Below are 22,147 nucleotides of genomic sequence, written 5' to 3'. Positions count from 1 at the left end.
AAGATTATTATATTGGCGCCAAGATAGACTATTTTTCGGAGGAGGATAAGGTGGATAAAAAAGAAAGAACAAAAATATTTATTGAATATGCACAAGATGAGGTAAAAGAATTTGCTAAAGAAGTATCAGAAATACATAAGGTAGAAATAATACAAGAACCAAGAGAGGGTTTAGCTATGATAAAAGTTCGTGAAGCTGCTAAAAATTCCTTATTTTATCTTGGTGAGCTTTTGATCACTGAGTGCAAAGTTAGGATAGATGATCAAGTAGGGATAGGAATTGTAAGAGGGAGCAATTATGAATTAAGCAAGGCATTAGCAATTGCAGATTCAGCATTTGAACTTAATCTTCCAATTTGTGAAAAATATATAGATATATTTTTCAACTGTAAGAATGAAGGATTAAAGAAATTAAATAAAAAAGACAGTATTATAGCTAATACAAGAGTTAATTTTAATATTATGAATGAATAGTGGTGAAAAATGTTAGAGAAAGAATTTAAAAATCAGCAAAATTTCAGAAAAATAATGGATTCTTTTGCCTATCCAGGAAAGATTAATAAAATAGTGAGTTTTGAAAAATATAAGGGTAGTTTATTCCCTCAAACTATAGACTTAATAACTACACTTGTAGATGGTGAGGTATCTTTTTATATCTATAAAGAAGATAAGCAGGCAGAAGAGGAAATAATAATAAGGACAAATACTAAAACAGGAACTATATCTAAAGCTGACTATGTTGTTATTGGTTTAGATTATGAAAATGAAATTTGTGATTGTTTAAAAGAAGTTAAAAGAGGAACTTTAATAAATCCTCACACAAGTGGAACTTTAATTATTGAGACAAGAGAAATATTAGATGATGGAAATATAAGCCTTATGGGGCCAGGGATTAAATATATAAATAAAATTGGAATAGATAATTTTGATTGGATAGAAATAAGAAATGAAATAAATTCTGAGTTTCCAATAGGAGTTGACATAATTCTAATTGATCAATATAAAAATTTACTTTGTATTCCAAGAACTACAAGAATGAAGGTAGGTGAAAAAGATGGCTTATGTTGCAGTTAAAGGTGGTCAAGATGCAATAAAAGAATCTAACAGGCTTCTTGATTATGACAGGGTGAAAGATGAGCAGTTACTAGAAATTGATGTAATTAAATCCGAATTAAAAGATCTTTTGTATCAAGTAATGTCGGAAAGTAGCCTATATGATGAAGATTTAGCAGCTCTTGCTATAAAACAAGCAATGGGCAGTATGGAGGAAGCTGTTTTTTTATTAAGAGCCCATCTATCAACATTACCTAGGTTGTACTATACTTCGGTAGCTGATCCTAGAAATATGCATGTTGAAAGAAGGATATCTTCTTCTTTTAAAGATATACCTGGAGGCCAGTTTTTAGGTAAGGCATATGATTTTAAACAAAGATTTTTAAATTTTGACTTAACAAATGAAAATAAGGAAGCTTTAAAAGCCTTAAAAGAACGATTTGAAAAACAAAACTTAAAAAATACAGATATTAATTTTACAAATTTACCAAAAGTTGTTGATTATTTAATAAAAGAAGACTTATTTAATAAAAGGGAAAATGACGATAGAGAACCTGATGATATAACTAAAAAAAAGATTGAATTTCCTAGCTCAAGAAGTCAAAGATTGCAAAGTTTGACTCGAGGACAAACGGGCGCAGTTACTTCATTAGGATATGCAAAAATCCGAGGATTTGGAATTGGAAGCCATCCCAATATAGGAGAATTAAGAGTTGGGGATCTATCACTTTATGTAAATAATAATTCAGAAGATGAATATTATATAGGATCTATAAAAGTTACAGAAGTAGAAGCCTTCTGTGCATCAGGTAATGAAGATCCTTCTAATCCTCTTGGATTTGAAATTGGATATGGATTAGTTTTTGGGCAAAATGAAACTAAAGCAATTGCAATGAGTGTTTTAGATCATTCACTTGAATATAAACAAGAAGGAGATATCACAGGAGATGATGAGTTTATTTTACTCCATATAGATTCGGTAGAATCAACTGGATTTATATCTCATCTTAAATTGCCACATTATGTAACATTTCAATCTAAATTAGATGGTATAAGAAAAATTCGTAAGGGAATAGATTATGATAAATAATAAAAAAAATTTTGCTTTTTTAGATGAAAATTCAAAAAAAGAAATTAGAAGGACTATTTTAAAGGCAATATCTATACCAGGTTATCAAGTACCTTTTGCATCTAGAGAACTCCCAATTGCTAGAGGATGGGGGACTGGGGGACTCCAAATCAGTTTATCAATTATAGGAGAAAAAGATGTATTAAAGGTAATAGATCAAGGTAGTGATGAGAGTGTGAACTCAATTAATATCAGAAATCTTATAACAGAATTTACAGGAGTAAAAGAAACTATAAAAACACAAGATGCAACAATAATTCAGTCAAGACATAGAATTCCGGAAATAGAATTAAATGAAGATCAAATATTAGTATTACAAGTTCCAGAGCCAGAACCTCTTAGAAATGCAGAGCCCTATGAAAGAAAGACTAAAGAAATGCATGGATATTGTGATTATTCAGTAGCTTATTTGAATATATTTGAGGAAATAATCAAATATGGGAAAGCATCAATGCATGCGGATTATCCAGTAATAGTAAATGATAGATATTTGATGGCTCCAAGCCCAATTCCAAGATTCGATAATCCTAAGATGAATATGAATAAGGCACTTATACTTTTGGGGGCAGGAAGAGAGAAAAAAATATATGCACTTCCTGCTTATACAAAGGTAAAATCAATCGAATTTGAAGACTATCCGTTTGAAAGAGAAGATTTTACTGGAAAAAAATGTAGACTTACAGGAGCAAATGATGTGTTTTTAGATGAATTGCAAGATGAAAAAACAGGAGATACTTATTATCAGATAAATGATCAATCTTATTTATTAGAGCTACTTGAAAAATTAGAAAAATAGCTTGGGGGAATTATGAAAGAAGAAAGTCCAGTTCTAACTGTAAAAAATTTAAAAAAAATATATGGGAAGGGTTGCAAAAGATGCGATGGCAAAGGAGAAAATTTAATTAAAAACTTTTGCCCAAATTGTAGAACAGTTTATGCATGCAATGACGTTAGTTTTAATTTATATAAGGCAGAAACTCTAGGGGTTGTTGGTGAAAGTGGGTCTGGTAAATCAACACTGATAAAGTCACTTTATTTTGACCAGGATGTAAGTTCTGGAGAGTATTTTTTAGCAGACTACAAAGATTCTAATATTAATTTATTTAATATAAATATGTATGAAAAAAGAAAAATTAAAAATAATTTACTTGGAATGGTTTACCAAAATCCAATGTTGGGTCTTAGAATGAACTATTCCTCAATAGCAAATATAGCGGAAAAGATGATTTCTGCTGGGAATAGAAATGTAGAGGATATAAGAAATAGGGCCATAGAACTTCTAGAAGAAGTAGATATATCTAGATATAGGTATGAAGAAGCTCCAAAAAATTTTTCTGGAGGAATGCAACAGAGAGTACAAATAGCAAAAGCACTTTCTAATAACCCACCAATCTTACTTTTAGATGAAGTAACTACTGGACTAGATTTAAGTGTGCAAGCTGATGTTTTGGAACTTATAAAAAAAATTCAAAGAGAATTAGCCATAAGTATAATAATAGTTTCTCATGATTTAAAAGTCATTAGAATGTTGGCAGATAGGACAATAGTTATGCACAATGGGAGAATAGTAGAAAGAGGCCTTACTGATCAAATTTTAGAAGATCCACAAGAAGCGTATACACAACAATTGGTCTATTCATTAATATGAGGGGAAATATGATAATACTAAAAAATGGAAAAATTATAAGAGAAAATGACATATTGGAAAATCATTCAGTATTGATAGAAGATGATAAGATTAAGAAGATTGTAGAGAATGATCGAGTAGGAAATTATTTAGATGGTGAGTATAAGATAATTGATTGTAGTAACAAATTTATATCACCTGGATTTATAGATATTCATTCAGATTATATAGAAAATATAATCTCACCTAGACCCGTTATAATGATGGATTATAATTTTTCACTACATGAAACAGAAAGGATATTAGTAACTAGTGGTATAACTACCATTTACCACTCACTTTCTCTATATCCATTTGATGAATTTGGGAGAAAGGAAGTTAGAAATCCAAAAAATATATATAAATTGATAGATGAAATTCAAAAATTTGATAAAGGGCCACATATTATACATAATAGGTTGCACTTAAGATATGAAATATGTGGAATAGATCACATGAAGAAAGTCGAAGATTTAATTAAAGAGGGAAAGGTACACTTGCTTTCCTTTATGAATCATGTTCCAGGACAAGGACAATATAAAGATTTAAAAATTTATGAAAAAACTTTAGTTTCTTATGATGAAAAGTTAACTCAAAAAGACATAGAGAATAGAATACATGAAAAGCAAAGTCAAAAGCTTCTAAATCTAGATGAAATTGAGCAACTTGCAAAGTTTGCTTTAGAAAATAAGGTAAAAATAGCATCTCATGATGATGATTCAATAGAAAAGCTATGTTTTAATGAAAAAGCAAATATTTCCATATCAGAATTTCCAATTACACTTGAAATTGCAAAAGAGGCGACAAGGAGAAATATGTGGACTGTATGTGGTGCTCCAAACATAATTTTAGGTAAGTCACATTCAGGTAATTTGAGTGCAATTGAGGGGATTATAGACGAAGCAATTTCAATAATATCAAGTGACTATTATCCATCTGCAGTTTTAAGTAGCATATTTAAAATGCACGAAGAATATGGAATTGATTTAACTAGAATGTTTAGGATGGTTACCTCTAATCCAGCAAGAGCTGTCGGAATATTTAATAAAGTTGGATCAATCGAAGAAGGGAAACATGCTGATATTTTATTAATTGAAAAGAAGGCTGATTATCCAGTGATAAATTTAGCGATGGTAGATGGACATATAGTTTATAGGACAAGTTATAGATATGATTAATAAACAGATTATTTTAAGACAGGAACCTACAATACATGAAAATTCAAGTTTAAATAACGTTAAATTTGAAGGCTATAATGAAATTGGAATTTTTAACTCATTAGAGAACGTAAATTTTGGAAGATTTTCATACACAGGTCAGTTTTGTTTTATTCAGAATGCTGAAATTGGAAGGTTTGTGAATATAGCAGCTTGTGTAAGAATTGGACCAACAGATCATCCAATAAATCGACCCACTCTACATCATTTCACATACAGGCCTTCAATGTATGGGTTTGCAGATGAAAATGAAAAAGAATTTTTCAAAAAACGTGAAATGAGGATTAGCTCTATTGGGCATGATACATGGATTGGTCATGGAGCAATTATAATGCCAGAAGTTAAGATTGGTAATGGTGCAATCATAGGGTCAGCTGCTGTAGTTACAAAAGATGTTGAACCATATTCAATTGTTGTTGGAAATCCTGAAAGAAAAATAAAATATAGGTTTAATAAGGACACAATAGAAAAACTTCAAAAGATAAGATGGTGGAATTGGGACAACGAAATTATTAAGGAGAGGTTTGAAGATTTCAAGATGCCAATTGAGGAATTTATAGAAAAATATTTTCAGGAAGTGGATTAATATGTCAAAGATATTGGAAGTTGAAAATTTGTATAAATCATTTACAACCCATCACTTGGATAAAAAGATAACGCCTGTAAGAGGAGTTAGTTTTTCTGTTGATGAGGGAGATTTTATAGGGATAGTTGGTAAAAGTGGAAGTGGTAAATCAAGCATAATAAAGTGTATTTATAGAACTTACAATACTACAGAGGGCAATATTTGGTATGATTCAACCTCTTATGGAAGAATAAATTTAGCAAATATTGGTGAAAGAGTTGTAATTAATTTAAGAAAAGATGAAATAGGATACGTATCACAATTTTTAAAAATTATGCCAAGAACTACATGTCTTGAGCTTGTAACAACTAGCCTAATTGAAACAGGCTATTCAAAAGATCTTGCCGAAAAAAAAGCTAAAGAAACATTAAAATATTTTGAATTAGCAGAAGAATTATGGGATATTTATCCAAGTACTTTTTCTGGAGGGGAAAAATTAAGACTAAACATAGCTATGGCAATTGTAAAGAAACCAAGACTTTTATTACTTGATGAACCTACGGCCAGCCTTGATAATGAGTCAAAAGTTAAGGTTAAAAAAGCTTTTAAAAATTTGCAAAAATTTGGGACTACAATGGTTGGGATTTTTCATGATCTTGAATTTATGCAGGATTTAACAAACAAAATTTATTATTTAAATGATAAAAGATTGGAGGTAATAAATTGATTTGTGATTTACACATTCACAGTAACTTTTCTGATTCTTCTAGAAGTGTTCAAGAAGTAATTAATTTGGCAAAAGAAAATTCAATTGATACTATAAGCATTGTAGATCATGATACCGTTGAGACTTTTGAATATATAAAGACTTTAAAAGATATAGACAATATAGTCATCATTCCAGGAATAGAGATTTCAGCATTTGATTATAAAAGAAATAGAAAAATTCACCTCCTGGCATATGGCTATGAAAAGGTAGATAGTATAAAAAAAATATGCAAAAAAAATCTTGATAATCGAAATAAAAATTCAGAAAAACAATTAAAAATAATAAGAGAAAAAGGATTTTTGATTGATGAAGATATAGCTCATTCAGTTAATTCTAGAAAAACTCTCTATAAACAACATATTATGAGAGCACTTACAAAAAGTGATTTTGATAGTAGACAGTATCAAAATCTTTACAAGGCTTTATTTAAAAATGGTGGGATTGCTGATTTTTCTTTTGAGTATTTAGATATTTATGATGCTCTTGATGCTGTACTTGAGGATGGAGCGATACCAGTTTTAGCTCATCCTGGTGAAACAAAATCTTTTGAAATAGTAGAGAGTTTAGTAGATAAAGGTTTAAGGGGTATTGAAGTATTTCATTCCTCACATAGCGAAAATGATGTAAAAAGAGCAAAAGAGATTGCAAAAAAATATAATTTAATTATAACAGGAGGATCGGATGATCATGGAATATATGGAAAGAAAGTTGATATAGGTGGCATTGATTTAGATACTGATATAGTCGAAAAGTTAAACTATAAACTATGAGATAAATGTTTTACCTTAAGTTTATCTTCTAATTACACGAAATAGATATGTTGATAATAGAATTTATTTAATAAAGCTTAATAGTTAATTTTAGAAAGGTAAGAAATGAGAAATTGTGTTTTAAAAATAGAAAATTTAAATAAGAGCTATGGAAATACAGAAGTATTAAAAGACATAAGCTTTGAATTATACGAAGGTGAATTAGTTTCAATAATAGGTCCAAGTGGAGCAGGAAAATCAACTTTACTCAGGTGCATTAATAGACTTACAGATCCTAAAGAAAATTCAAACATAATATTTGGAGATAAAAATATAAATAAATTAACAAAAAAAGAATTAATTGAGGTTAGAAAAAAGATTGGCATGATTTTTCAAAATTATAATTTAGTTAATAGGCTTACAGCATTTGAAAATGTACTTCATGGCAGGCTTGGAAATTATTCGGCATTTAGAGGGGCTTTTAGTTTATATGATAAAAAAGATGTTGAAAAAGCAAATGATATTCTATGTAAATTAGGTTTAGAAGATAGAAAATTTTTCAAATGTAAAGATTTATCTGGAGGACAAAAACAAAGAGTTGGAATAGGAAGAGCATTAATTCAAGATCCAGATATTATTCTTTGTGATGAACCAATAGCATCTTTAGATCCTCAGTCTTCAAAACTTATTATGCAACATTTAAGAGATATAAGCTGTGAATTAAAAATACCTTGCCTAGTAAATTTACACCAAGTTGAAATTGCAAAAAAATATTCTGATAGAATAATTGGATTAAATTCTGGGAGGATAGTTTTTAATGGTAAGCCTGAGGATATATCTATAATGGACTTAGAAAGGATATATGGAGCTAGCTTTGATGATATATTAGCATAATATATAAAATATATTTTATTAAGGAGATAGGATGAATTCGGATTTATATTTTAGAAAAAATAGGATTAAATTTTTAATTTTTGTTTTATTTATTGTTGCTTTGACAAAAATTTCATCTAATCTTTTAGAATTTAATTTTTATATAATCTTTGAAAACTTTCAAAATGCAACTAGTAGATTTGTAAGACTATATTTTCCAGCAAATTTTGAAAGTTTACAAAAGCTTTTAGAAGGAGTATGGGTTTCTTTTATTTTGGCAGTTTCATCTGGTATGGTAGGTTCTTTACTTGCTTCAATAGCAGCCTTATTTATGTCAAAAAAGACATTCAAAAATAAAATAGTTCGTAGTGTAATTAGGATTATATCTACATTTATAAGGAATATTCCGTCGACTATTTGGGCCATTATCCTATTAATTTCATTTTGGTATGGGGAATTTTTAGGGTTTCTTGTTATGACACTTGGAACATTTGGATTTAATGCAAGAGTTTTTTCAGACATATTTGATGAAGCAGATTCTAATAGCATAGAGGCATTAAACTCAGTTGGAGCTAACAATATTTCAATTATAGGACAGTCCATAATACCAAATGCATGGCCATCTATAGTTTCATGGACTCTTTATGCAATAGAAACAAACATTAGAGATTCAGTAATAATTGGAATGTTAGCTGGAGGAGGAATAGGACAGTTAATAGATATATATAGAAATTTTAGAAGGTTTGATGAACTTACAAGTGCAGTTATATTGATTGTGGCCTTAGTTTTGATTTTTGATAGGTTATCAATAGTTCTAAGGGAGAAATTACAATGATAAAAAACACTATTAATAAAAAAGCAAGTTTATTTAATAGAAGAACTAGGAAAAATAAACTTAATATCATGTTTGACAAAAGTCAGATCTGCGGAAAAAATTCTGATGAAAAGATTGTTAGTTTAGTAATATTTATCTTTGTTTTAATTACTATTTATACTCTTTTTGTAAGAACTGAATATAAATGGAATACAGTAAATTTAAATTTAGCGAAAGAAACTTTAAAGAAATTTTTTCAAGTTCAGACTGTTTCTCATGAGTTAAAAATAAAGATGGTAAGGAGTTTAATTAATACAGTAGCTTTAGGATTTTTATCTACACTTTTTGGATTTTGTGTTGGACTTATAGTTTCTATATTTGCAGCAAGAAACATTACGATGCTTGCAGTATCAAATATTATAAGAGTTTTTGCAGGACTTATAAGAGCTGTACCAACTATAATTTGGGTATTAATTTTTGTTGCAGGATATGGACTTTCAGCAACTACTGCGGTTGTGGGTATGTTTTTTCATACACTTGCATTTTTTATAAGAGCATTGGCAGAAAGCTTTGAAGAAGTAGACAAAGATACTATTGAGGCACTCATGGCAGCAGGAGCAAGCAAGATGCAGATAATCTTTGGAGCCGTGATACCATCGGCACTTACAAAAATAATATCTTGGTTTGCTTTAAGATTTGAGCAAAATTTTGGTACAGCTGTAATAATAGGGCCAGCGGTTGGAGTACCAGGAACCATAGGGACTATGATTAATAATGCTTCAAGAACTGGAGATTATAGTTCTTTAGGATTTGGGGTATTTCTAATTTTTATAACTGCTTTAATTTTAGAATTGATGATGAACAAAATCAGACAAAAGAACATAGTTTCATGAGAATTTTAAAGTTAAAGTTTTAAATTTATTTTAATTAATGGATCTAATTATTTTATATAGATCAAAATCAAAAAAAGTATATTTTAAATTAAAAAATATTAATTTGGAGGAATCATGAAAAAATTATTAAATGTATTGGCGTTATTTGTACTTATTGTATTTGCTGCAGGATGTAGTAATTCAGGTAATAAAACCATGGAGAAAACAAATACTAGTTCAAAAGAAACAAATAGTAAAGAAAAGACAGTTTATACTTTGATATCACTTCCAAACGATGGAGGTCAAATGAGTAACGGAGTTGAAGCAGCAATTGAAGAAATGAATATTGCCCTAGAACCATTTAACGCAGAAGTTAAATATCAGGCAGCTGATGATTATTCTGTAGTATCTGAGGCTATATTATCGGGAACAGCACAATTTACAAATGCCTCAGGCGCGACATATGTAAAGGCTCGTATGGAAAATAATAAAATAATACCAATGTTTGTACCAGCACCAGATGGAGATTTAGAAAGAGCAGGCTATCCAGCTTATATAGCTACTAACATTTCACACAAATCTGACTTTGATGGGATAGAAGGAAAGGAAGCTCTAAAAAAATTAAAAGGTAAGTCATTTAGCTTTGTGTCTGCAACATCAACATCAGGAAGAGTAGTTCCAACAACTACATTTTGGGAAGTATTTGGACCAGAAGGAACTGGAGAAGTAGATAAAAAGAGTAAAATATATGAAGAAAATATAGATAACGGTGGTATATTTTCAGAAGTCCAATTTGCAGGAAGTCACCCAGCGAGCGTAGAACTAATAGCAAATGACAGAGTATATGCAGGAGCATTCTGCTGTGAATATGGAGAACCCTACAAAGACAAATTAAATATTATTTATGAACAACAAGTATCAGGAGATCCATATTGGGTTAATAGTGAAAATGTGCCTAAAGAACATATAGATGCAATTATCGATCATTTTACAGAGTTAACGCCCGACAATGTAACAGCAAAAAATTTCTTTGCCCCTGAGGGAGAAACAGCAGATGATAAGAATAAATATGAAATAGGACATGACGAAAGATATGTAAAAGTAGATGCAAGTTATTTTGATTTCTTAGAAAAAATGTTTAAAGACGAAATGTAAACAAAGGGTATGTGAAAAGTTTTGTGTATCAGCTCCTCCTGATAGGTTGTGAGCTGATATTTTTTTAATTTTAAAAAATATACTTTTATTACTAAAATCTGAAAGTTCAGATATTTGTAACCTAATTTTGGAACAATTAAACTAGAAAGTTAAGATTTTTCTAAAAATTCCCTTTTTTGCCTAATTGTATATCTTCAAATATATCTAGATTATTTAGTATTAGTTTTTCTGTTGATGCTTTGTATACTGTTTTTAAGTCTTTTATTAGTTCTTTTATATCTTTATATAATACGAATTTTGTTGAATTTCTTATTTGATGGATTATGTATTTTTGGATATACATTTTCTATTGCTTGGCTAAATCCTGATAAATTGTCTGTTGAAACTATTAATATGTCTTCTAATCCTCGTTCTTTTAATTGATTTAATACTAATAGCCAGTATTTACTTTGATCCATTTTCTCCAAACCAGTGTCTGCCCTTGAGTACATTCTAAAGATTTCTTTGTATCCTTTAGTATTATGTCTTAGTGTTATATACCGATTTTTTTATTACGATGTTGTTTTCCCTTATGGGATAGTGGATTGCATCTAAAAAGACAAATGGATATACTCTTTCTAAGGGTCTGTTTTGCGATTAAAAAATTGACCTCCTTAAGTTAATTTTTAGGTCTAACTTTTGGGGGTCAGTATATTTTATAGTAAAAAGAACTTTTTTTATTGTTAAGAGTTTTTCAAAACTTTATTTATAATAATCTTATTTTCAAACCACAGGGAAGAAAATATTTATAAACTGTGGTAAAAATACCATTAATACTGTTGCGATTGGTTGAGTTGCTGCATAAAAGGATGATACTTTGTCGTCATTTGTTACTTGAAGAAGTGCTCCAAGTGAAGGTGCAGATGTCATTGCACCAGTTGTTGCTCCAAGTGCTGCAAAAAGTGGCAGTTTAAATACTTTATATGAAATTATAAAGGAAATAAGAGCTGGCACTAAAGTCATAATTACTCCGGCAAAGAAAAGTTTTGCTCCGTATTTTGTTACTACTTCTACAAATCCACTTCCTGCACTTACTCCTGATTCTAGTAGGAAAAATGCAAGTCCAAGATCTCTTACAAGTGATAATTTTTCTTTTGAAACTGATAAATTAATTTTTCCAATTTTTCCATGGTGACCAAGAATTAGTCCTGCAATTAGTGATCCTCCTCCTGCACCAAGTGAAAGATTTACACTATCTCCAATAGGAATTTTTATTGATCCCAATAATATTCCCAAAACACATGTGAGTGCAATTGGAAATAGTCCATTTTTTTCAAAGTCAATTAATTTTTTAATTTCAATTTTTTCCCCAGCATTGTCGCTAACTGGAAGAATTAGCTTGTTGTTTTCTTCTTCGACATTTACTTTTAAAATTCGTGGAATAAGTTGAACAATAAGAACAACTCCAACAACTCCAAAAGCATAAGCAATTCCATATCCAACGCCTGGAAGATTTGAAGTAGTAAGACTTTTTACAGTTCCAAGCATTGACGTTGAAGTCATTGCTCCAGTTGCAAGTCCCATAGAAAGTGAAAGTTCGATATTAAATACTTTTGAAATAAATACTATTAAGAAACCACCTATGATTGCAGTTATAAGTGAAATTGCAATAAATGAAATTCCATTTTTCTTAATGTTCGAAGAAAAAGTTGGTCCAGCCATTAAACCTATTGGTGCAAGGAAAAGCACAAGACCAAGACTTGCCAAAAATTTTGGGACTGTATAGCCAAAGTGACCAAAGAAAAGTGCTATAATTAAAATTGCAGAAGCACCAAATCTAATCCCAAAGAAATTGATACGACCAAAGGCATAGCCTAAGACCATAATTAAAAATATAATTAGTAATTCATTCATACTAAACCCCCTTAGAGTAAAATATAATAGCACTTTTAAATAATAAAGTAAAGCTTTTTTGCATTTATTTAATACACATAATAAAATAATTTAAACATAAATTTAAAAAATTTTACATATTATATAAAGTTATTACAATTATGAGATGATTTGTAATATAAAAAAGCTGCAAATTAATGCAGCTTTAATAATCAAAAATTTATTTCCTAAGATTTTTTAAAAGTTCTATTTCCCTTTTGTGCCCTTCAAGTTCATTTGGTGTTTCTAAATAAAAGGGAAGATTTCTTAATTTTTCGTGATTTATAATTTTTTCTATTGTGTCAAGACCAATTTTACCTTCGCCAATTTTTTCGTGGCGATCTTTTTTTGCACCAATTTTATTTTTGCTGTCATTTAAATGAATTGCGTAGAGTTTATCTAGTCCTATAACCTCATCAAATTCTTTTAAAACTCCATCCAAGTCATTTACTATATCATAGCCTGCTTCGTGAATATGGCAAGTGTCCATGCATACGCCAACCTTTTCTTTTAAGTTTACACCTTCTATTATTTTTGAAATTTCTTCAAAGGTGGAGCCAACTTCTGTGCCTTTGCCTGACATGGTTTCGAGTAAAACTATGGTATTTTGATCTTCGTGAAGGACAAAGTTAAGTTGTGCAGAAATTATTTCAATTGCCTTTTCTATTCCAAGCCCTGTATGTGAACCTGGATGAAGATTGTAGTAAGTGTTTTTAAAATATTTTAGCCTTTCTAAATCTTCTGCCAAAACAATATTTGCAAATTCTCTTACACTTTCTGTTTTTGAACAAGGATTTAGCGTGTAGGGTGCATGGGCAAGAAGTGGACCAAAATTATTTTTCTCTGCTATTTCCATTAATTTATTTATATCACTTTCGTCTAATTTTTTCATTTTTGATCCTCGTGGATTTCGAGTAAAAAATTGAAATGTGTTGGCAGAAATTGAAAGTGCAGTTTTGCCCATATTGGCATAGCCCTTTGATGTGGAAAGATGTGAACCAATTATAAACATATTACCTCCTGAATAAAATTTAGTGAAATTTGTTTTCTTTTGGATCGTGAAACTTCACGACTTTTGCAGGAACTCCAACAGCAGTTGAATTTGGTGGAATATTTTCCAAAACGAGAGCACCTGCTCCTATCTTTGCACCATCGCCAATCACAACTGGTCCAAGTATAGTTGCTCCTGTACCAATTATAACATTATCTCCAACTGTTGGATGTCTTTTCATTTCTTTTTCGTTGCCAGTCCCTCCTAGAGTTATGTTGTGATACATATGGCAATTATTTCCAATTTCTGCCGTTTCTCCAATTACCACAGACATTCCATGATCTATAAAAAGATTTTTTCCAATTTTTGCACCAGGGTGTAATTCTATTCCAGTTTTTTTTCTAGCCCTTTGCGAAATCCATCTGGCAAAAGTTGTGTGGCCTTTTTTATAAAAGTGATGTGCAATTCTATGACTTATCATGCAAGAAACAATAGGGTACATAAAGATTGCTTCAAATAAACTTTTACAGGCAGGATCTTTTTTTAAAATAAATTTTCCATAGGAATGTAATTCTTTAAAAAGATTATTCATTCTTAAATAAGTCTGTTGACATATACCTTTCTGCAGTATCAGGTGCGACTGTTACTATATTTCCACCAATTTCTTTTTGCATTTTTAACGCACCCAAAACATTTGCACCACTAGAAATTCCCACTGAAAGTCCTTCTTCTCTTGAAAGTCTTTTTGCCATTTTTATAGCTTTTTCTGATGGAACTGTAATAGTTTTATCAAGAATTTTTTTGTCTAAAACTTTTGGAATAAAGTTTGCACCAAGTCCTTGAATTTTGTGAGGACCAGCTTCGCCCTTTGTAAGAAGTGGAGATTCTTCTGGTTCAAGACCCCAAATTTTTATATCTTTATTTTGTGACTTCAAATATCTTCCAACACCAGTTACAGTTCCTCCAGTTCCAATTCCAGCAATGAATCCAGAGATATCTTTTAACTCTTTATAAATTTCTGGACCAGTAGTTTCTTCGTGAGCTACTGCGTTATACTTATTTTCAAACTGATTTGGCATAAAATAATTGCCTGTTGCTACAAGTTCTTTTGCTTTATCGACTGCAGTTTGCATTCCACCTTCTCCTGTCAAAATTAAATTTGCACCAAAGGATTCAATTAAATTTCTTCTTTCAACAGACATTGAAGAAGGCATTATAATATTTACTTTGTATCCAAAAGCACGACCAATCATGGCTATTGCAATACCAGTGTTTCCACTTGTAGGTTCCACAATTTCCATTCCTTCTTTAAGAGAGCCATCTTCAATTGCACCTTTAATCATATAAAGTGCGGCTCTATCTTTAACTGAACCTGCTGGATTTGATTTTTCAACCTTTACAAAAACTTTTCCATTTCCAATATTTTTAAGTTGTACAAGTTTTGATTTTCCAATTGTTTCTAATAATTTTGTCATTTTTTTCCTCCTAAATAAAAAAGAGAGTATATGCAATCATATACTCTCTAAATTCTTTTGCCTTAAAAAATTCTAAATATTGATTCGCATTCAAATAAGTTCTATAAAATTTTTTATAGAACAACAACAGAATGCTTGAGTTGTGAAATTTTTAAAGATTTTCATTTCAATACACCTCATTCAATATGACTCGACTATACTATTAAATTTTTGTTTTGTCAAGTCATATGAAAAATTTTTCATAGATAGTATTTGAAATTATATTTTATTTAAAGATAATTTTAGTTAATGAAGATGAAAAACATTATATTAACTAAAAATAAATAAAAAATTAATTTTAAAGTTTCTTTACAAATCAAAATTTTCAAAGGAAACAATGGAATTTTACAAAGGGTTTAAAAATAAATTAATTTGTGAAATTTTCTTGAATATAAAGTGCTTTGTTAGTTATAATGTAATAAGTAAATAAAAAGAGGTGTTTTATGAAAGTTTCAGTTATCCTGGCAGCAGGAGAAGGAACGAGAATGAAGTCCAAAAAACCTAAGGTACTTCATGAAATTCTTGGAAGACCTATGCTTTTTTATGTCCTGAATTCTTGCAAACATTCGCAGATAGAAAAAAATATTGTAGTAGTGGGACACAATAAAGAAAAAGTGCTGGGGGCCTTTGAAGAGGAAGAAAATGTAGAATTTATTGAGCAACCAATTGGTAAGGATGTGCCTTATGGAACTGGATTTGCTGTACTGAATGCTATTAATAAAATAAACGATGAAGATACGGTTATAATTTTAAATGGAGATACTCCTATTATCTCGGACTCAACTATTTCTTGTTTTTTGAAATTTCACGAAGAGAGAAATAATGATGTAACAGTTCTTTCGGCTGATTTAAAAGATCCAACAAATTATGGAAGAATTGTAAGAGATGGAAATGCAAAGGTAGTTGCAATTGTAGAAGAGAAAGATGCAAGTGAAAAACAAAAATTAATAAGAGAAATTAATTCTGGAATTTTTGCTTTTAAGGGAAAATCTCTTAAGTACGCACTTTCGCAAATTAAAACAGACAATGCTGCAAATGAAATGTATATTACTGATGCTCTTGGTATTTTAGTAGAAAATGGAGAAAAAGTTGATTCTTTTAAGCTTAGAGATACAAGAGAAATACTAGGTGTAAATTCTAGATACGAACTTTCCATTGCAGCAGAAATTCTACAAGAAAAAATAAATAAAGAATATATGTTAAAGGGAGTTGGCATTGTAGATCCAAAATCCACATATATTGAATTGGGCGCAGAGATTGAAAAAGATGTTATGATTTATCCTGGCACTTGCATTGACAAAAATTCTGTAATTAAAGAAGGTACAAGTATTTATTCTTCAACTATAATTAATTCGACAATAGAAGAAGATGTAACTATAAAGTCTTCTGAAATCGAAGATTCAAAGGTAGGTTCTGGTACAACAGTTGGACCTTATGCACATCTTAGACCAAATTCTAATGTGGGCAAAAATTGTAAAGTTGGAAATTTTGTAGAGATTAAAAATTCTAATATTGGAGATAAATCTAAAATGAGTCATCTTGCTTATGTTGGTGATGCTGATGTGGGAAGTGGCGTTAATATCGGATGCGGTGTTGTTTTTGTAAATTATAATGGCAAAGAAAAATTTAGATCAAAAGTTGGCGACAATGCATTTATTGGTTCAAATGCAAATTTAGTTGCCCCAGTAGAAGTACAAGACAATGGTTATGTTGCAGCAGGCTCTACAATTACTAAAGATGTTTTAAAGGGACAGCTTTCTCTTGAGAGGGCACCTCAAAAAAATATAGATGGTTGGGTAAAACGTAAAGGATTTTTAAAATAGGAGGACATAATGAGTACAGTTAATGGAGATATTGTAGTATTTACAGGAAATTCTAATACTAGTCTTGTAGATAAGATATGTGAAAACTTAGGAATTGACAAGGGAAAGTGTACTGTTTCTACATTTTCAGATGGAGAAATTTCTATTGACATAGGAATTTCTGTAAGAGGTAAGGATGCTTTTATAATTCAATCAACTTCTTCACCAGTAAATGATAATTTAATGGAACTTTTAATTTTAATTGATGCACTTAAAAGAGCATCTGCTGGCAGAATTAATGCAGTTATTCCTTATTATGGTTATGCAAGACAAGATAGAAAAACTAAGGCGAGAGAACCTATTACTTCAAAACTTGTTGCAGATCTTTTGACCAAGGCTGGAGCAGATAGAGTTGTTGCAATGGATCTTCACGCAGGTCAAATTCAAGGATATTTTGATATTCCTGTGGACCACTTGACTGCAGTTCCTTATCTTGCAAGATATTTTAAAGATATTGTAAAAGAAGATGATTTTGTAGTAGTTTCACCTGATCTTGGCGGAGTTACAAGAACAAGGAAGTTTGCAAATGAATTAAATCTTCCAATTGCGATTATTGAAAAGAGAAGACCGAAGGCAAATGTATCTGAAGTTATGAATATTATTGGTGATGTTGATGGAAAATCTGTAATTTTAGTAGATGATATTGCAGACACAGCAGGTACTATTACTCAGGCAGCTGATGCACTAAAGGCTAAGGGTGCAAAATATGTTTATGGTGCAGCAACTCATGGAGTGTTGTCTGGCCCTGCCATAGAAAGAATTAAAAATTCATCTCTAGAAAAGTTTGTAATAACTGATACAATAGAACTTCCAGAAGAAAAAAATATAGATAAAATAGATGTTGTATCTGTTGCACCAATTTTTGCATCAGCAATTAGAAGAATCAACACATCAACATCAGTTAGCGAAATGTTTGAATAAGGTGAGAGAGTGTATATAATAGTAGGTCTAGGAAATCCTGGTAAGAGATACGAGGACACAAGACACAATATTGGTTTTAAAACTATTGATGCACTTGCCGATAAATTAAATATAAAAGTTAATAAGATAAAATTTAAGGGGCTTGTAGGAGAAGGGAGAATAGCTGGAGAAAAAGTTATTCTCTTAAAGCCTCACACTTTTATGAATAATTCAGGTGAGTCCGTAGTTGAAATTTTAAATTTTTATAAATTAAAACCAGAAAATTTATTAGTAGTAGTTGACGATATAGACATTGAATTTGCACAGCTTAAAATAAAAAAGAATGGTTCTGCTGGAACACACAATGGTCTAAAATCAATTGTAAATTTAATAGGAAGTAAAGATTTTGCCAGATTTAAAATTGGTGTTGGTAAAAAACATCCAAATGAAGATTTGGCAAGTTTTGTGTTGTCTAATTTTCCATCTAGGGATAAAAAACATATTGAAGATGCAGTAGATGCTTGTTCTGAATCAATAATAAAAACTGTTACAGATGGAATTGATGTTGCGATGAATTTTTATAATAATAATATTTATTGAGGTGCAAATTGAGTTTTTTAATAAATAGCGTAAAGAACTTAAAATCTTTTAAAGAACTTGAAAATTCAATAAAAAATTTTAAAAACACTGCTGTATTTGGATCTGATGAGGCAGTGATTTCTCTTTTTGCACCAGCTTTTTTATCTCAGGGGAAAAAAGTTTGTGTGATTTCACAAAATAGGGTCACTGCAAGAAAAACTTATGAAGATATACTAAGTATTTTCAATGAAGAATGTGTAATATATCCAGAGAAAGACGTCTTCCTTTATGACAGAGATTCAAAGTCAAAGGAAAACACTAAAAAAAGGCTTGAAGCAATGGCAGAAGTTTCCACTGGAAATGCCAAAATTGTTGTTACAACTCTAAATGCTCTTACTGCGAAAGTATCAAATCCAGAAGTTTTTGCAAGTTACAAAATAAATATTAAATTAGGGTCTGTAATTTCAATAGAGGATTTAAAATTAAAATTGATGGAGATGGGGTACGAGAGGTTTCCAGGTGTTGAAGGCGTGGGACAATTTTCTATTAGAGGGTCAATTATTGATATTGCAACTTATGATGAAAATTATAGAATTGAACTCTTTGACGATGAGGTGGATTCAATAAGAAGTTTTGATATTGAAACACAAAGATCAATTGAAAAGTATGATGAGATAAATATTTTTCCGATAGAAGATTTAATTTTAAAAAGTGATGACAAAAACAAAATTTCAAAAAAAGTAAAAAAGGATATTTCAAAGACAAGATTAGCTGGTAAGGAAAAGGATAGACTGACAGAAAAGTTTTTAAAATATGTGGATAGACTTGAAAATGATAAAAGTATTTTAAATAAGGATTTGATTATTCCCTATGTTGAAGAAAGTGATTTGTCATCTTTTTTAGATTATCTTGATAATTTTATTTTTTTAATTGATGAGCCAAGTAGAATAATTGAAAGGGAAGATGAACTTTTTGTCCAAAATGGAGAAAAAATTTCTATGTTAATAGAATATGGAGAAGTTACAAAATCTCATGAAAAAACTTTTTATGATTATAAATACATTGTAGAAAGATTAAATGAAAATAAAATTGTAACCTTTAATTCTCTTTTAAAGCCACCAAAGATGTTCAGCCCTCAGGACATAGTGAATATGAAAATAAAAAGTGTCACAAATTATATGTCCAAGATAAAATTATTTAAAGAAGATTTAAATTATTATGGCAATAATAATTTTAAGGTGATTTTACTTGGTGCAACAGAAAAAAGAGCAAAAAGGCTTTTTGAACACTTAGTGGAGTTGGGATATTCTCCAGAATATGCAAGAGAGAATGCGAATTTAAAAAAGTTTTCAAATTTAATTGTAACCACAGGATCCCTAAATAATGGAATTGAATTTTCTGATTCAAAAGTTGTATTTATAAATTATTCAGAAATTTACGGTTCTTTTTCAAATAGAAAGAAAAAGAAAAAATCGAAGAAAAAAGAACTTAATTTTGAAGATTTAAAAATTGGAGATTATGTTGTGCATGAAGCACATGGTGTTGGAAAATATGTGGGCACAACTAGACTTTCTGTTTCGGGAATACAAAAGGACTATATAGTAATAGAATATGGAGGAGAGGACAAGTTATTTCTTCCAATTGAATCATTAGACTCAATTTATAAATATGTACAAGAGGGAAAGAGCGAGCCAAAGGTAAATAAATTAAATTCTTTGGATTGGAAAAAGAAAAAAGCTCGTGCCAAAAAATCTATTGACGATATGGCAGAAGAACTTATAAAACTTTATGCTACAAGAGAAAACACCAAGGGATATGCTTTTAGCGAAGATAATCAGTATCAAAGAGAATTTGAAGATGCCTTTATCTATGAGGAAACAAATGGGCAGTTAGTTTCATCGGAAGAAATAAAAGAAGATATGGAAAAAAATGTGCCTATGGATAGACTTTTATGTGCCGATGTTGGATATGGAAAAACAGAAGTTGCCCTTCGTGCAGCTTTTAAGGCAATTCTTGATGGAAAGCAAGTTGCTTTTTTAGTTCCAACAACAATTTTGGCACAACAACATTATAATACCATGAAAGAGAGATTTAAAAATTTTCCAGTAGGCATAGGTCTTCTATCGAGGTTCAGAAGTAAAAAAGATCAAAAAAATGATCTTGAAGGACTTAAAGATGGAAATATAGATATGATTGTTGGAACTCATAGGCTTCTATCAAAGGATGTTCACTTTAAAGATTTAGGTTTACTTATAATAGATGAAGAGCAAAGGTTTGGTGTTCGTCACAAGGAAAAACTTAGGATGTTAAAAGAAAATGTAGACACTTTGACTTTGACGGCGACACCAATTCCTAGAACTTTGCAAATGTCTATGATTGGAATAAGAGATATGTCTGTGATTGATGAGCCACCAGAAGAGAGATTTCCAGTTGAAACTTATGTGTTGGAATATAATAATTTAATGGTTCGTGAGGCAATTTTAAAAGAAATTGAAAGAGATGGTCAAGTATATTTTCTATATAATAAAGTTTCAAATATGGAAAATAAATTAGCAGAGTTAAAAAAGTTAGTGCCTGAAGCAACCTTTTCTATGGCAAATGGTCAAATGAGTGAAAAAGTTTTGGAAGATACTATGATTGATTTTATAGAAGGAAATATTGATGTATTAGTTTGTTCTACAATTATTGAAACTGGTATGGATGTTCCCAATGCAAATACAATGATTATAACTGATTCAAATAGACTTGGACTTTCACAACTTTATCAGCTTCGTGGAAGAATAGGAAGATCGTCAAGGATTGCTTACGCTTATTTTACCTACGACAGATCTACTTCTATTTCTGAAGTTGCACAAAAAAGACTTGAAGCAATAAAAGAATTTACCGAGTTTGGATCTGGTCACAAAATTGCAGAAAGAGATTTGGAGATAAGAGGATCTGGGTCAATTTTAGGATCAAGACAATCAGGGCATATAGAAAAGATTGGTTATGATCTTTATATGAAATATTTAAAAGACGCTGTCATGAAATTGAAGGGAATTGAAGTTGAAGATAAAATTGAAACTACAATTGATTTGAAACTTGACTCTTTTATTCCAAAAGAATATATTGAAGATGACAAAACTAGGCTTGAAATTTATAAAAAGATTTCTGTAATTGATTCTGAAGAAGATTATTCAGATTTAGTTGATGAATTAATTGATAGATTTTCTGATTTTCCTGAAGAAGTTTCTAATTTGATGGATATTGCACTTCTAAAAAATAAAGCACAGATAGCAAGGGTAAGTTCAATTTCTCAAAAAGATAGCGAGTATAGAATAAAAGTTGAAGGTGAAGTTGCAATTGAAACAATTATGGAGTTAAATAATGAATTTGAAAATATTTCTTATTCTATGAGTGATGAAAATGAAATTGTAATTTCAGAATTAAAATATCCTTTAGATGAACTTAAAAAACTTGTAAGTATTTTGTATTTACACAAAAAAGACACAAAAACATCTAGAAATTAGTGTATAATAAAAATATTGAC

22 protein-coding genes and 1 pseudogene are annotated in these 22,147 nt (G+C 30.2%); 17 read left to right on the top strand and 6 right to left on the bottom strand.

The window, feature by feature from the left end; translation table 11 throughout:
- The first annotated feature begins 50 nt into the window (after positions 1–50).
- The 13 genes from phnG (at position 51) to RH95_RS01615 (ending at position 10,861) form a co-directional block, all read left to right on the top strand.
- Entirely contained in the window at positions 51–473 is a 423-nt protein-coding gene (phnG, locus tag RH95_RS01675; RefSeq protein ID WP_010242613.1) for a phosphonate C-P lyase system protein PhnG, read from the top strand.
- 9 nt (positions 474–482) lie between these two features.
- Positions 483–1,073 (top strand): phosphonate C-P lyase system protein PhnH, encoded by a 591-nt coding sequence (gene phnH, locus RH95_RS01670; protein ID WP_010242611.1) that lies wholly within the window; start codon positions 483–485, stop codon positions 1,071–1,073.
- Positions 1,054–2,142: a carbon-phosphorus lyase complex subunit PhnI gene (locus tag RH95_RS01665; RefSeq protein WP_010242609.1), complete on the top strand. Its 1,089-nt coding sequence runs from the start codon at positions 1,054–1,056 to the stop codon at positions 2,140–2,142. Before phnH ends, RH95_RS01665 begins: the two co-directional genes overlap by 20 nt.
- Positions 2,132–2,977 (top strand): alpha-D-ribose 1-methylphosphonate 5-phosphate C-P-lyase PhnJ, encoded by an 846-nt coding sequence (locus tag RH95_RS01660; RefSeq protein ID WP_010242608.1) that lies wholly within the window; start codon positions 2,132–2,134, stop codon positions 2,975–2,977. The genes RH95_RS01665 and RH95_RS01660 overlap by 11 nt, the downstream gene beginning before the upstream one ends.
- A gap of 12 nt (positions 2,978–2,989) precedes the next feature.
- Positions 2,990–3,829, top strand: a complete 840-nt coding sequence (locus RH95_RS01655; RefSeq protein ID WP_010242606.1) for an ATP-binding cassette domain-containing protein — start codon at positions 2,990–2,992, stop codon at positions 3,827–3,829.
- Positions 3,830–3,837: 8 nt separating this feature from the next.
- Positions 3,838–5,025 (top strand): alpha-D-ribose 1-methylphosphonate 5-triphosphate diphosphatase, encoded by a 1,188-nt coding sequence (locus tag RH95_RS01650; RefSeq protein ID WP_010242605.1) that lies wholly within the window; start codon positions 3,838–3,840, stop codon positions 5,023–5,025.
- Complete coding sequence (locus RH95_RS01645; RefSeq protein WP_010242604.1) at positions 5,018–5,650, top strand: LbetaH domain-containing protein; 633 nt, start codon at positions 5,018–5,020, stop codon at positions 5,648–5,650. Before RH95_RS01650 ends, RH95_RS01645 begins: the two co-directional genes overlap by 8 nt.
- A 1-nt stretch (position 5,651) precedes the next feature.
- Positions 5,652–6,356 carry a phosphonate C-P lyase system protein PhnL gene (locus tag RH95_RS01640; RefSeq protein ID WP_010242603.1) on the top strand — a complete coding sequence of 235 codons (705 nt, stop codon included), beginning with the start codon at positions 5,652–5,654 and terminating at the stop codon, positions 6,354–6,356.
- Positions 6,353–7,168, top strand: a complete 816-nt coding sequence (locus RH95_RS01635; RefSeq protein WP_010242602.1) for a PHP domain-containing protein — start codon at positions 6,353–6,355, stop codon at positions 7,166–7,168. Before RH95_RS01640 ends, RH95_RS01635 begins: the two co-directional genes overlap by 4 nt.
- 105 nt (positions 7,169–7,273) lie before the next feature.
- Positions 7,274–8,041: a phosphonate ABC transporter ATP-binding protein gene (gene phnC, locus RH95_RS01630; protein ID WP_010242601.1), complete on the top strand. Its 768-nt coding sequence runs from the start codon at positions 7,274–7,276 to the stop codon at positions 8,039–8,041.
- 31 nt (positions 8,042–8,072) lie between these two features.
- Positions 8,073–8,855, top strand: coding sequence for a PhnE/PtxC family ABC transporter permease (locus tag RH95_RS01625; protein WP_010242600.1), 783 nt, complete (start codon positions 8,073–8,075; stop codon positions 8,853–8,855).
- Positions 8,852–9,727, top strand: coding sequence for a PhnE/PtxC family ABC transporter permease (locus RH95_RS01620; protein WP_010242599.1), 876 nt, complete (start codon positions 8,852–8,854; stop codon positions 9,725–9,727). The genes RH95_RS01625 and RH95_RS01620 overlap by 4 nt, the downstream gene beginning before the upstream one ends.
- A gap of 114 nt (positions 9,728–9,841) precedes the next feature.
- Positions 9,842–10,861, top strand: a complete 1,020-nt coding sequence (locus RH95_RS01615; protein ID WP_010242597.1) for a phosphate/phosphite/phosphonate ABC transporter substrate-binding protein — start codon at positions 9,842–9,844, stop codon at positions 10,859–10,861.
- Positions 10,862–11,142: 281 nt separating this feature from the next.
- Here the strand turns inward: RH95_RS01615 and RH95_RS09790 are convergent, their stop codons facing one another.
- The 6 genes and pseudogenes from RH95_RS09790 to cysK all read right to left on the bottom strand — a co-directional run bounded on the left by RH95_RS09790 (position 11,143) and on the right by cysK (position 15,238).
- Positions 11,143–11,352, bottom strand: a complete 210-nt coding sequence (locus tag RH95_RS09790) for a transposase (RefSeq protein ID WP_268869482.1) — start codon at positions 11,350–11,352, stop codon at positions 11,143–11,145.
- A 28-nt stretch (positions 11,353–11,380) separates the two neighbouring features.
- Positions 11,381–11,449, bottom strand: a pseudogene (locus RH95_RS09875) (hypothetical protein); the annotation flags it as partial.
- Positions 11,450–11,623: 174 nt separating this feature from the next.
- Positions 11,624–12,754, bottom strand: a complete 1,131-nt coding sequence (locus RH95_RS01605) for an aspartate-alanine antiporter-like transporter (protein ID WP_010242592.1) — start codon at positions 12,752–12,754, stop codon at positions 11,624–11,626.
- Positions 12,755–12,953: 199 nt separating this feature from the next.
- Positions 12,954–13,784 (bottom strand): deoxyribonuclease IV, encoded by an 831-nt coding sequence (locus tag RH95_RS01600; RefSeq protein WP_010242590.1) that lies wholly within the window; start codon positions 13,782–13,784, stop codon positions 12,954–12,956.
- A 19-nt stretch (positions 13,785–13,803) separates the two neighbouring features.
- Positions 13,804–14,355, bottom strand: a complete 552-nt coding sequence (gene epsC / locus RH95_RS01595; RefSeq protein WP_010242588.1) for a serine O-acetyltransferase EpsC — start codon at positions 14,353–14,355, stop codon at positions 13,804–13,806.
- The gene (gene cysK / locus RH95_RS01590; RefSeq protein WP_010242587.1) at positions 14,348–15,238 is read right to left on the bottom strand and encodes a cysteine synthase A; all 891 of its coding nucleotides are present in this window, start codon (positions 15,236–15,238) and stop codon (positions 14,348–14,350) included. The genes epsC and cysK overlap by 8 nt, the downstream gene beginning before the upstream one ends.
- A 482-nt stretch (positions 15,239–15,720) precedes the next feature.
- On the opposite strand from cysK, the gene glmU reads away from it, so the two are divergent.
- From glmU to mfd, 4 genes are read left to right on the top strand one after another with little or no spacing between them, the layout of a single operon-like run.
- Entirely contained in the window at positions 15,721–17,100 is a 1,380-nt protein-coding gene (gene glmU, locus RH95_RS01585; RefSeq protein WP_010242586.1) for a bifunctional UDP-N-acetylglucosamine diphosphorylase/glucosamine-1-phosphate N-acetyltransferase GlmU, read from the top strand.
- A gap of 9 nt (positions 17,101–17,109) precedes the next feature.
- Positions 17,110–18,060 carry a ribose-phosphate diphosphokinase gene (locus RH95_RS01580; RefSeq protein WP_010242585.1) on the top strand — a complete coding sequence of 317 codons (951 nt, stop codon included), beginning with the start codon at positions 17,110–17,112 and terminating at the stop codon, positions 18,058–18,060.
- A gap of 9 nt (positions 18,061–18,069) precedes the next feature.
- Complete coding sequence (pth, locus tag RH95_RS01575; RefSeq protein WP_010242584.1) at positions 18,070–18,639, top strand: aminoacyl-tRNA hydrolase; 570 nt, start codon at positions 18,070–18,072, stop codon at positions 18,637–18,639.
- An 8-nt stretch (positions 18,640–18,647) separates the two neighbouring features.
- Positions 18,648–22,127, top strand: coding sequence for a transcription-repair coupling factor (mfd, locus tag RH95_RS01570; protein ID WP_010242583.1), 3,480 nt, complete (start codon positions 18,648–18,650; stop codon positions 22,125–22,127).
- Positions 22,128–22,147: the final 20 nt, after the last annotated feature.

The sequence above is a fragment of the Peptoniphilus rhinitidis 1-13 genome (assembly GCF_000246925.1).
In the GTDB taxonomy this organism is placed as follows: Bacteria; Bacillota; Clostridia; order Tissierellales; family Peptoniphilaceae; genus Peptoniphilus_A; species Peptoniphilus_A lacydonensis.
Note: the sequence above shows the minus strand (reverse complement) of the source record. Positions and strands in the feature narration are given on the sequence as shown.